The sequence below is a fragment of the Rhizobium sp. SEMIA 4085 genome (assembly GCF_013004495.1).
GTDB lineage: Bacteria > Pseudomonadota > Alphaproteobacteria > Rhizobiales > Rhizobiaceae > Rhizobium > Rhizobium gallicum.
The window spans coordinates 1-11603 of sequence record NZ_JABEPH010000188.1 but is presented as its reverse complement, the minus strand read 5'-3'; the positions used below and the strand labels follow the sequence as shown (position 1 = coordinate 11603).

Sequence of the window (11603 nt, the reverse complement as noted above, 5' to 3'; positions counted from 1 at the left end):
GGGTGGCGCAGAGCTGGGCGGGCTCCACCTGGGGCGGTCAGATCATCCCGCGCATCGGCATGGAAGTGATGGTCGCCTTCGTAGACGGCGATCCGGATCGGCCGCTGGTGACCGGTGTCGTGCCCAATCCGGCCAATGCCGTGCCTTACGATCTGCCGGCCAATAAGACCAAGAGCATCTTCCGCACCCAGACCCACAAGGGGCAGGGCTTCAACGAGCTAAGCTTTGAGGATGAGAATGGGCGCGAAGAAATCTATCTGCATGCGCAGAGGGATATGACGACAAAAGTCGAAAACCATTCAACTGAGCGCGTGGATGCCAACAGGATCATTTCGGTTGGCGGGATGTCATTGACCGAGGTGGAGCGCTCGAGCACGCAAAATATCGCCCAGAACTTGTCCATCAATGTAGGCACTGGAAGTTTAGGCAATCTCGTCAGCGGCGAAGCGCGTCGTGATGTCTTTGGTTTGCGACCGGCCGGCTACTTTCTGAGCAACTCACTGAATGAGGGTCTCGGGCGGGGGAACCTGAGCATAGATGCGGCAAACTCGATCAATATGAGCACTTCGGCAGTCTTCAATCTGACTGTCAGCGGCGTTTATGTCGCAACCGTCGGTGCGAATTACACTACCAACGTGGCAGGCGCTCTGTTTGTCTCATCCGGCATGGATTATCGAGAGGTCGTTGCAAGGAAGAAGATGATCGATGCGCATGGCGAAATTCATTTTCGCTGCGGCAAATCCGAGATCGTCATGCAGCCCGATGGCAAAATAACAATCAAAGGCGTGAAACTAATCGTCGAAGAAGAGGAGCATATAGACCTGAAGGCATCACGCATCGATCTCAATTCGTAGAGGCCCTGGTCGTATGGGAAGGTTCCGCTGCCTAGCACTATTTCTGCTTCTTGCTCTCGTCTCGGCTGGCGCTCATCTTCGTGCGCATGGGAAGGATATGGAAATGCTCTCAGACCTGACGATCTATCTTGAGCCGCCGATACTTGGTGGCGGCGGCACGGTTATCATCGTTCCTCGCATGATCGCTGCCATCGACTGGAAGTCGCAGGAAGGAAGGGAAAACCCTGCCGCAAGCGATCCTTACCTGAAGTCGAACAAACCCTTGCCACCTGATGGCTTGCGACTTGGAGCAATCATTTCGGACAAGGTGAGCATTGTCCAATTCGATTATCCGGAAGGAGGCACATACAAGTTCCGTTTCGCGCCGGCGCGAGGCTCCACGTTTCCCTGGGATATGCTTAAGACCAAGCACATCGGTACCGGCAGCGAGGGGGAGGAGTTGGATCCTTCGACGGGCCAGATCATAAAGGTCGGTTCTGCCCTCCATATTCACATCGTCGGGAAAGACGTGACCGAGGCGGACAGCCGAATCGTAGAGTCAGTTATTAATATCGGCTCGCTGCAGTCGCGGTACGATTGCCGGAACTACGAATTGGTTCTCGTTTGCGACGCGTCGAAGGATTTGCAGAAATGAGCAAACTTACCCTGTGGACGCGATCCTTCCATCCGCTGGAGAACTTTGGTGCGGGCGGACTGTTCTTTGAGGGCGACAATCGGAATTTCAGTACCAGCTTAGGTGTCACCGCCAGGATCAAACAGTCGGTCGAGATTTATCTCACGCAAGCCAAAGTCGTGGGAAGACGAGCGATCTCAGACCCGAGCAGCAATCGTTATATCGGAACGTACGAGGACTATAGCGATCCAAAAAAACAACCCCAAGCGGAAGTGCGGGGCCAAGTCGACCCGTATCGGCCAGACGGCGATCAGCACGCACAGGTCTTTCTTTCCTATCGGGGCCAAAATTTCGCTCTGCCGGGCTCCCAGACCGAAGGAGGCCGCGAGTTCTATAGCGGCGTCGTACCAGAACTGGATGTGACGAATTCAGTCGACATCCACGTAGATCGCGCAGCGCAGAAAATGACGTTTAGCTGCCGCATGGTCGGAGACGGATTTCCGAATGCGGAAAGTTTCTTGCTCGACATTTCCCAAAACCCGTTGTTCCTGGTGACCCATCGAAGGGTCGGCTCTGCAACGGGGCAGCTTGCCGGAAATAGACGTATTGCCATGGCATGCTCCTCCGGCAGGGTAGACTTCCCCAGTGACGCATTCGGATCCGCTCTAGAAGCTTACTTTGCACTTGACTACGCCACACATGTGGGTGGTCCGGTGGATTTGTTTGATGAGGGCGGCGTCAAGCCGTCTAGTCGCGAAAGCTGGAACCAGATGCATGAGAGACGGGACGCGCGGGGCGGGCGAGTCCGCAGGTGGTGGCTCGACAATGATGTTGTATGGGTCAGGGGACGACAGGGAAGCTCCATGCCTTGACCCGACCGTTGCCAACGTTTGTTTTCAGGAACCTTACTCTCCACAATGGAGCAATCATGCCAAAAGCACATCGCAGAGGTGATATCGGCTCCGGCCATTCGTGCCATTTCCCGCCAACTTTGGCGACTGGGGGCAGTCCTAGCGTATTCGTCAACGACAAGCCGCTGATGCGTGTTGGCGATGCCTACGTGTCGCATGGCTGCCCCGTGTGCCCAGAGCCCGCGCATGGACGCAAGCTCGCCGCCGGCTCGGCATCCGTCTTCATCAACGGCAAGCCGGCCGGCCGGATCAGTGATGCGATCGATTGTGGAGGTCAGGCGCAGACCGGTTCATCCAACGTCTACATCGGAGACGACGGCGGCGGCGGATCGGCTTGTCAGAAGTCCATGGCAGCGCGGTCGATGCCGATGGTGCGGGGATAGCGGTGGCATCCGAGCACCAGGAAGACATCGCGCTTTCCAGCGTCGGTCAGAAGTTCCTCGAGATAGTTGAGGAGATCGCGACCCACCCCGAACGGCGCATCTTTGCCGTTATGGATGGTGCTCAGTTCGATGATCTTCCGGCTCGTCTGAAACAAGCTGGTGTCTCCCATCGTCCGCTTTACCGCTACGCAGGTGGGGACTATGCCATCATCCTCGGCGGCCCATGGTTCATCGATCCCTATCTTTCTCTGCTTGGCACTCCCCAGAGCAAAGCCGAAGTCGATGACAATGGAGTTAGCGGCGAAGAACTCTCCGCTGAAGAACTCGAGGCCCGTTCTGCAGCGCTATCCGCGCAAATGGTCGATGCACTGAACGCCGGTGATCCGACGGCCGGTGGAGTATTGCCCGACGCCGGGGGCTTGGGGAATTCGCTGGCTATCCGCAACCTGCATGAGGTCTTGAAAATCGGCGACGGCAAGCCAGGGATGGTCTTTTGGATCGGCGACAAGGATCTGGCGGGCGACGTTCTTTATCGGCACCTTCGAGGCATTAACCGGGTGCGAATTCCGAAAAGGCATGATGATCTCGATGGTAACAACGTGCAGGAGCTCGGCGCGGCCGGCGACGACGAGGCACTGGCAAGGGACGCCGGCGATCGCTGCGAACTGGCCATCTTCCGCCACGCCGACGCCAATGCGCTGATCCAAGTCCTCCCAACCCTTGACGAGCATCAGATTGCAAGATTGCTCGGTCCGGCAGATCAGATCATGTTCGCGCCTGACGAATTCTGGGGCGGCGGCATCAAAAGAGGCAGAAAAGCAAATGGCTCGCCTGATGCGCCAAAGGGTCCCCTTACGCTCTCAGATGATAATTTGCGGATTGTCTCTCAGATGCGAGACGTGAAATCCCATCAGCGCATCTCAGGGTATCTTGATTGCACGGCGCACAAACAATTGGACCATCTCGACGCAGAGAGCCGCGATCGATGGATAGCAAAACATATCACTGAGGCACGGTCGTTTGGTGTACGCGCCGAGGCCGACCTTGGGCGGTGGTGTTATCTGCAGGCTATTACGAACGGTCGGTTGACAGCGCAACCTGGCGTTATCGAATACATGCGAAGCGCTGGTCTCACAGATGCCGACGAAAAGGTTCGCTTACTGTTCAGATCGATACAAGCTGCGGCTCAAACAGGGGGAGCTGCTTCATGACGACACTCGTTGCGGGAGCGCCTCTCCTTGCAGGCGGACCTCCCGGCTGGGTCGCCTATGGTCTTCTTGCCGTCGTTACGATTGGTGGTGCCTACATCATCAGTCAAAATATGTCTGAAGCGGATGATAATGCCGATGATATGCTGAACAACAGCGACCAATCAGAGTGCACAGGCGATTGCGCGAAGGCAAAAGAGGAACGACAAAAGAAACGCCGGGACGAACTTGAGGACGAGGCTGGCGTCGAGCAGAAAACCAAAGGCAAAACGAAGCACGGCGAGAAAGACGGCGGCATGAGTGAAGCCGACAAGGATTTTGACTCGCTCGAACCAGACAATTCTCGGCCGATCGACACGCAATACGGTCCGGGGCGCACTGGCACCCTCGAAGATGGCAGCAAGATCACGGTTCGCCCCGGCAGCAGCGATGGACGTCCGACGCTGCAAATCAGAAATCCGAATGGCCGGCAGACAGAAATCCGGTACAACAACGGTCCGGGAGCCTGACAAATGAAGTTGATTTCCGCCAAATCGCAACTCGACGCAGAAGAGCTCAAGCGCCTCGGTTATACCTGCCGTGTTCTGCCCGAATTTCCAAGTGAAGAAGAAATCGTCAAGACCACGAAGCTTCTTGAAGGTGAAAAAATAGAGTTCTGGTCGTTCGAATACGGGCACGATCCGGAGTATTTCGGACCTGACAATCTCCGCTCGGCCCTTGTACGGACCTACGATGAGTCACATAAAAATCTACTGATAAAGTTCGTTGATATCGACCTCTATTTCTGGGCGCCCGAAGAACACGAGTATATGCTGATGTTCGGACACTCCGACCTCGTAAAACGCGTTATGGACAGCGGCATATTTGGATTCACATTCGAGGAGTATCTTCAAAGTCCTGGTCTGTCTGACAAGACCGTAGAGGTTCTAAGGCGAATTGAAAACGAGTACACGATCGGCTTGTAGTTCCTTTACCTCTACTCGATGCAGTCGCGTGAAGACCGGATTAGAACAAAATTTCGAGGCGCTGCAGGATGCATTTGGTGCTGCCCGGAAGGCGCTGATTGCAAGCGGAGGCGCCTAAAGATGGGATCACCGCAGCGGCTCAAAAGACGCGCTTGGCCGGGGGCATTTCTGCGCTCCCTGGGCCATGCGTCAGGGGCCGCGGAGCAGCCCGCCTCAGGGATCAACTTTCTTGGCGGCCACGACCAGGGCCCTTCTCCGCATGGGCAGGCCCCGCCAGGCTACCAGCACTTTGGGCTTCACCACGATAGCCGTGCCCTCGCAGGCGGACGGGTCGCCAGCCTTGCTGGCGTCACCACACATGATGCGGCCGGGTTCATATCCTCGGCCAACGCGGCCTTCCGCGTACATATCCTCCGGCAATGCGAAGCGGTTAAAGATGAGCTGACCGTCCTGTCCGACGCTGTAAGCCGTCTCGACCAGCCGCGCCGTTATCCTGCTGCCTGTCTTCTCGCCCCTTACCTTACACGCGCGACTGCGGCCCTCGATTCACTGCCCGCCACGATCCCTGAAGGCATCCTGCCCGATGATCAGCAAAAGCGTATCGACACCGTCCGCGCGTTCCAGGCAGCACCCGAGCAGGCCCGCCGCGCGGCCATCTGACTTGGCCGAGATGAAGGCTTTTTCGATACGATCGAGAAAAATCCGCTGACGCCCGAACAGCGCCTCGCCGTGGTAACGGATGAAGACGCCACTCTAGTCCTTGCGGGGCCGGTTCGGGCAAAACCAGCGTGATCGTGGCAAAGGCTGCCTATCTGATCGCACGCGGCATCCGCAAACCGGATGACATCCTGCTCCTGGCCTATGGAAGAGACGCGGCCTCAGAGATGGCGGCGCGCATTGAAGAGCGGGCGGGCGTAGCGGTGGACGCTATGACGTTTCACGCACTTGGTAACAGGATCATTCGCGAAGTTGAGGGAACGGTGCCAGTGCTAGCCGACCATGCGAGCGATGATGCAGAGTTTAAAATGCTGCTGCGTGATATTCTGATCACCGAAGCAATATGAAGCCATCGGGAGGGGGACGCGGCCCCCCTGCTACCCCTTCGCCGAAACGAAGTGCGGTGATACCCCCCTCGCTCGTAAAAGGGTGCTGGCAGACGAATTAAAGGCTCCACAGTGGGCCAATCGGTTCGAAGAACCTTCGAGGAACTTCGTTCCGACAGGCAGGGCAGAGAGGATTATCCTTTGTCCTAACTCGTTGCACTCGTGCAATATGGGTTCTTTAGGCGGGACCTTTCCCTGTCTGGATATCTGATGTCTTGGAAGATTATCATTAGGTCAGGGACCGTCATAAGAGCAAAGCTCATTACGGGGCCATTACATCCCGAGAAAGCTTATGCCCCCAGGATACGTCTGACATGACCTAAGTAATTGAAATGAATGGCGCACCCGAAGAGATTCGAACTCCTGACCCCCAGATTCGTAGTCTGGTGCTCTATCCAGCTGAGCTACGGGTGCGTGCCAAAAGCGGTCGTGCCGCTTGCGTGGGCGATCCTCTAAAGCGTCCTTTGGGCGAATGCAATAGCAATTCGAAAAAAATCACGACTTTGGCTGCAGATGGCTGAGTTGCGGAATTTGCATCACTTTTCCGCCTGGGTGCGCGAACGATAGTCCTCCAGCGAAACCGGCCGGTCGGGGATTTCGATGCGGAACTGCGTGCCCGCCGCGGGCTTTTCGACGAGGGCGATCGTGCCGCCATGCGCAAGGACCAGTTCGCGCGCGATCGTAAGTCCGAGGCCTGTGCCGCCGCTGCGGGCCGAACCGCGGAAGGCGGCAAAGAGATTCTGCCGGGCCTTCATCGGCATGCCTGGCCCTGTATCATCAACGATGATGCTGACGACGCTACCGACGCGCTGCGCCGACACAGTGATGCGTTTGACGCCGTCGGGGGCAGTTTCGCCGGTCAACGCCTGCAACGCGTTCCGGCAGAGATTGTGAATCACGCGGAAGAGCTGCTCGCTGTCGGCATCGACCTCTATGTCCGGCGGCATCTGCTCGGCAAACTCAACGCCGCTCTGCGGATCTATCGCCAGCATATCCCGCACGTCCTGCGTCAGATCGTAGAGCCTGACCCGCCGGCGGCGCGGCGCCGATTCGCTTGCCTGACCAAAGGAGAGCACTTCCGTCGTATAGCCGACGGCGCGATCGATCGTGCGCAGCAGCTTCGGTGCGAAGCTCTTAACCATCGGATCATCGACATCTACGAGACGGTCCGACATCAGCTGCGCCGAGGCAAGGATGTTGCGCATGTCATGATTGATTTTTGAGACCGCAAGGCCAAGTGCCGCAAGATTCTTCTGCTGCTTCAGCGTCTTTTGCAGTTCCATCTGCATCGCCGTCAGACGCCGTCCCGCGACCGCCAGTTCATCGCGCCCGCCATCGCCCACGAAAACGTGCTGCGGGTTTTCCGGATCGGCTGAAAATTGCTGCATGTTGCCCGTCAGCCTGCGGATCGGGCGGATCAGGATGCGGTTAATCACGAAGAAAATCAGCGTCGCGGTAAACAGCGAGATCAGCACGGAGAGGAGCAGAACATTGCGTGCATAGACGAGCATCGCCGTGCGCAACGGCTTTTCCTTCATCAGCACTTCGACGCCCATGTTCGTCTCGCCGACCGGGCCGTAAACACGGATGATGCGGTTGCCGCCAAAAAGCAGCGTATCCAGCGCGTCTCGCATGGAACTGATCGGCGTGGCCTTGGTCAGGTCATACTGCTCATCGACGGATGTCGGCATGCTGCTCATCGCCAGAAGCCTGGAGGTGCCTTCCTTGCGAAGAACGATCGCCTTCGTGCCGGTCGCCGCCAATGTTTCCTTCTGCAAAGCGTACGGGAGTTCGACGGGCTGCAGGCCATCGATAACGATGGCGGCGGCAGCAGCCGTGTTCAGCTTGTCCTCCAGCCAGCGGATGCGCATGCTCGCGATGGAAGGGAAGAAGATCAGCACTTCGGCGAGCATGATGAAGAGGACGGTCAGCCAAAGCAGCTTGCCCGACAGGCCGCCGAATGCACCCGCCGGACGGCCATTTGCGCCGTCCGCCGCAACGTCGACAGTCGAATTTCCGCCTTGCTGTTGCTCCGGCATCGTCATTTCCGATCGGCTAAGCGCCTGAACCGAGACTTCTATAATAGCCGATCGAAGTGCGCTTTCAAATCTTCGCGAGCGACGGCAAGCCGTCACAAAAGAAAACGCCGCCCGCAGGCGGCGTTTTCCGACTGTCGACGATACTCAGAATTCTTCCCAATTCTGCGCGGCAACCGCCGCGTTGCCGTTGAAGGCCCGCGAGACGGTCTTCATCACGCGGCGCGCCGGGGAGGCAACCGGGCGGTGTTCTTCGCGGCGGGCAACGGCGAGCGGCGCTGCAGCAGCATTCGAAATCCTGAAATGGGCAATAAGGTTGACGAGACCGTCGGCTTCTACGGAGAGCTTGTGGGTCGCAGCCGAGGTTTCCTCGACCATCGCCGCATTCTGCTGCGTCACCTGGTCCATCTGGTTTATGGCGGTGTTGACCTCCTTGAGGCCGGTCGATTGCTCCTTGGCCGCCGTCGCGATCGAGTGAATATGATCGTTGATCGCGATGACGCGGGTTTCGATCTCGCCAAGCGCCTCGCCGGTTGCCTGCACCAGCTTCACACCGACGTGAACCTCATCGCCGGACTTGGTGATGAGCGCCTTGATGTCCTTTGCGGCCGTTGCCGAGCGCTGGGCGAGCTCGCGAACCTCCTGCGCGACGACGGCAAAGCCCTTGCCTGCTTCCCCGGCGCGTGCCGCCTCGACGCCGGCGTTCAGTGCGAGAAGGTTGGTCTGGAAAGCAATCTCGTCGATTACGTTGATGATCTGGCTGATTTCGCGCGATGCCTGCTCGATGCGGCCCATGGCATCGACCGCGTTGCGGACGACGACGCCGGAGCGGCCGGCATCATCCTTCGCTTCCGAGACCATGATGCTGGCTTCCTGCGCCCGTTCCGTCGAGTTCTGCACGACGGCCGTGATCTCGTCGAGGGCTGCGGAGGTCTGCTCGAGGGCCGCCGCCTGCTGTTCCGTGCGCCTGGAGAGATCGTCACTGGCAACGCGGAGCTCGTTGGTGTTGCCGTTGATCGCTTCGGTGGTCTCGCGGATCTCGAGCATGGTCGTCTGCAGCGTCTGGAACGTGTTGTTGACGTTCTGCTGCAACTCGGCGAAGGCACCCTGGAAGTCGCCGCGCATGGTCTGTGTCAGATCGCCATCCGCAAGACTTGCAATGACGCGGCGGGTTTCGCCGACGCCGGCATCGACGCTCGAAAGCAGCGTGTTGATATTGCCTGCGAACTGATTGAGATTCTCGTCCTCATAGTCCTTCTCGATACGGCGGCTGAAATCACCAGCAGCCGCGGCAGCGACCACCACAGACATGCTCGACTGCAGGTCGTCGCTCTTGGTGCGCATGGCCGCTTCCTGCGCATGCAGGCGCTTGATGGCCAAGCCGTTTTCCTTGAAGACGGCGACGGCGGCAGCCATCTCGCCGATCTCGTCCTTACGGCCGGCATAGGGCACATCCGCGTCGAAATTGCCGTTGGCGACTTCATTGATGGCGGTCGTTACGCGCTTGATCGGACGACTGAGATGATTGGTGCCGATGTAAACGCCCATACCGACGCCTGTCGAAATGCCGACGCCGGCAATGGCAAGCACGAGCCAGAACAGCGAAGCACGGAAGGCTTCGATCTCGGCATCGACGGCCTGCAGCTCGGCCTTGTCGGTCTTTACGATCGCATCGATCTCGGCCTGGAAGGCCTTTCGGTTCGCGCGGTTGGCTTCATTGTTGCCTTGGGTGTTGGCGGCTGCCGGTCCGACTTCAGTGCCGAGACGGACCGTTTCGGTGCGGAAGGTGCGGAATTCCTTGGCTCGCTCGACGAGCTTTGCGAAGCTTTCCTTCTGGCTCTCGGGAACGAGCGGCGTCCATCCGGCGATGACCTTGTCGATCTCATCGAGATTCGCCATCAGTCCCTTGGCGAAGTTGCCGGTATCCTTGATTTCCTTCGCCGCGTAGATGCCGCGGGCTTCCATAACTGTCGCCGTCACGAAGCGGTTGAGCCGCTCGCCAGCATAGGCACGCTGTGAGGCACTCTTATAGGCGCTGAATTTGTTGTTGTACTCGTTCATGGCAACAAGGGCGGTTGCACCAATAACAAGGGCGACAGCTGCCATAACGGAAACGAGCAAATTGATCTTGCCGCGGATTTTCAACGGAATGCCTCCTGAGGGACTAACGACAGTCTGGAAAGCAAATTCCCAGCCGATAGAATGAAGATCGGCTAAATGTCTTAATGTTACATTTCGAATGCGATGGTTTAGTACTCCAAAAAATTACCCATATTATCCGCCATCGACGGCGTTATTCGCATAAATTGCATAAACCTGAGTAAAAACATCACCGATGGCATGCCCATCAAGGCAAAACCGGCAAAATTCAACCTGTCGCCGTGTTGGGCGCAATAGTTAATACCATAATGCGAATTTTTACAGTCCTAAAACGGCTGGCCGATGAATCACCGGGCGATAATTGACTTCTTGAGGCTTCATCCGTATAAGCCGCCGCACGTTCGGTCACTTCGGTCTTTGGCCTCGCCCGTTCGAAAAACAACGCTCCTTGCAATATGCAAATTCAAGAAGGGCCGCACTCCGCGGTGTTTAAATAAATGAAGCGTACCTACCAACCATCGAAGCTTGTCCGCAAGCGCCGCCACGGTTTCCGTGCGCGTATGGCTACCAAGGGCGGCCGCAAGGTCATCGTTGCCCGCCGCGCGCGTGGCCGCAAGCGTCTTTCGGCCTAAGGCCGGAGTGCCCGATAACAGATGGCGGGCGAATTGACGACCACTGAAAAAAACACTGCAGGGCGGTTGAAAAGCCGCCCGCAGTTTCTTGCTGTCCGCAACGGCGAAAAGCGCAAGGGTGGCCTCTTCCTGCTCGAGGTTCTCGACCGGAAAGAGCCCGAAACCGAAGCCCGCGTCGGCTTCACCGTCACAAAAAAACATGGCAACGCGGTCGAACGGAACCGCATGCGCCGCCGCCTCAAAGAGGCGGTGCGACTTCATGTGGGGTTTGCAATGCAGCCCGGACACGACTATGTGGTTGTCGCGCGAAGAGACTGCCTGACGGCATCCTTCAAGGAATTGAGCGCGGAGCTTAAGGCACGCGTCGAAAACAAGCCGAAACACAGGCGATCCTCCGACGGACGCCCCAGGAACGTATGATGCAAAACAACCGCAATTATTTCATTGCGATCGCTCTCTCGGTGCTGATCGTTCTTGGCTGGCAGTTTCTTTACATGAACCCGCGCATCGAGGCTCAGCGCAAGGCGCAGGAAGCCCAGAAAGCGCAGCAGCAGAGCGAGCAGACACAGGCTCCTGCTGCAGGCGGCCAGCCCGCACCGCACACAAGTGGCGCCGCGCCGACCGGCCAGCCTGCAGCGACCGCACCGCCCGCGGACGCGCTTGCAAACGCGCCGCGCCTCGCCATCGACACGGAAGCGCTCTCTTGCGCCGTCAACCTAGCAGGCTCCCGCCACGACAGCCTTCCGCTCACAGGTCAGCCCTCACCCACCGACACGACCCACCCACCCAATACGCCTT

At 58.0% G+C, this 11603-nt stretch carries 14 protein-coding genes and 1 tRNA gene; 12 read left to right on the top strand and 3 right to left on the bottom strand.

The features are described from left to right. The first annotated feature begins 2 nt into the window (after positions 1-2). From C9413_RS33540 to C9413_RS32755, 9 genes are all read left to right on the top strand, one after another. The gene (locus C9413_RS33540) at positions 3-854 is read left to right on the top strand and encodes a phage baseplate assembly protein V (RefSeq protein ID WP_348648787.1); all 852 of its coding nucleotides are present in this window, start codon (positions 3-5) and stop codon (positions 852-854) included. A gap of 103 nt (positions 855-957) precedes the next feature. After that, complete coding sequence (locus C9413_RS18765) at positions 958-1488, top strand: hypothetical protein (protein WP_133937175.1); 531 nt, start codon at positions 958-960, stop codon at positions 1486-1488. Further along, entirely contained in the window at positions 1485-2339 is an 855-nt protein-coding gene (locus C9413_RS18760; protein WP_039843766.1) for a hypothetical protein, read from the top strand. The genes C9413_RS18765 and C9413_RS18760 overlap by 4 nt, the downstream gene beginning before the upstream one ends. Before the next feature lie 56 nt (positions 2340-2395). Further along, on the top strand, positions 2396-2761 hold the full coding sequence (locus tag C9413_RS18755; RefSeq protein ID WP_039843765.1) for a PAAR domain-containing protein: 366 nt from the start codon (positions 2396-2398) through the stop codon (positions 2759-2761). After that, the gene (locus tag C9413_RS18750; protein WP_170250750.1) at positions 2713-3972 is read left to right on the top strand and encodes a hypothetical protein; all 1260 of its coding nucleotides are present in this window, start codon (positions 2713-2715) and stop codon (positions 3970-3972) included. Before C9413_RS18755 ends, C9413_RS18750 begins: the two co-directional genes overlap by 49 nt. A gap of 110 nt (positions 3973-4082) precedes the next feature. Then, positions 4083-4478: a hypothetical protein gene (locus C9413_RS18745; RefSeq protein ID WP_223843966.1), complete on the top strand. Its 396-nt coding sequence runs from the start codon at positions 4083-4085 to the stop codon at positions 4476-4478. Positions 4479-4481: 3 nt separating this feature from the next. Then, the gene (locus C9413_RS18740; protein WP_039843763.1) at positions 4482-4934 is read left to right on the top strand and encodes a hypothetical protein; all 453 of its coding nucleotides are present in this window, start codon (positions 4482-4484) and stop codon (positions 4932-4934) included. 120 nt (positions 4935-5054) lie between these two features. After that, on the top strand, positions 5055-5594 hold the full coding sequence (locus C9413_RS32760) for a hypothetical protein (RefSeq protein WP_210263546.1): 540 nt from the start codon (positions 5055-5057) through the stop codon (positions 5592-5594). Positions 5595-5722: 128 nt separating this feature from the next. Next, a complete protein-coding gene (locus C9413_RS32755) occupies positions 5723-5998 on the top strand; it encodes a UvrD-helicase domain-containing protein (protein ID WP_039843761.1) in 276 nt (91 codons plus the stop codon). Between the two features lie 376 nt (positions 5999-6374). On the opposite strand, the gene C9413_RS18730 is transcribed toward C9413_RS32755, so the two are convergent. From C9413_RS18730 to C9413_RS18720, 3 genes are all read right to left on the bottom strand, one after another. Beyond that, positions 6375-6451 (bottom strand) — tRNA-Arg (locus tag C9413_RS18730). 122 nt (positions 6452-6573) lie between these two features. Continuing rightward, positions 6574-8076, bottom strand: a complete 1503-nt coding sequence (locus C9413_RS18725) for a HAMP domain-containing sensor histidine kinase (protein WP_039843760.1) — start codon at positions 8074-8076, stop codon at positions 6574-6576. 144 nt (positions 8077-8220) lie between these two features. After that, entirely contained in the window at positions 8221-10218 is a 1998-nt protein-coding gene (locus C9413_RS18720) for a methyl-accepting chemotaxis protein (RefSeq protein WP_039843759.1), read from the bottom strand. A gap of 452 nt (positions 10219-10670) precedes the next feature. On the opposite strand from C9413_RS18720, the gene rpmH reads away from it, so the two are divergent. The 3 genes from rpmH to yidC all read left to right on the top strand — a co-directional run. Continuing rightward, a complete protein-coding gene (rpmH, locus tag C9413_RS18715) occupies positions 10671-10805 on the top strand; it encodes a 50S ribosomal protein L34 (RefSeq protein ID WP_016552555.1) in 135 nt (44 codons plus the stop codon). A gap of 21 nt (positions 10806-10826) precedes the next feature. Then, complete coding sequence (rnpA, locus tag C9413_RS18710; protein ID WP_039843758.1) at positions 10827-11225, top strand: ribonuclease P protein component; 399 nt, start codon at positions 10827-10829, stop codon at positions 11223-11225. After that, positions 11225-11603, top strand: a 379-nt coding sequence (gene yidC, locus C9413_RS18705; RefSeq protein ID WP_170250749.1) for a membrane protein insertase YidC, incomplete at its 3' end; no start/stop codon positions are given. The genes rnpA and yidC, both read left to right, overlap by 1 nt.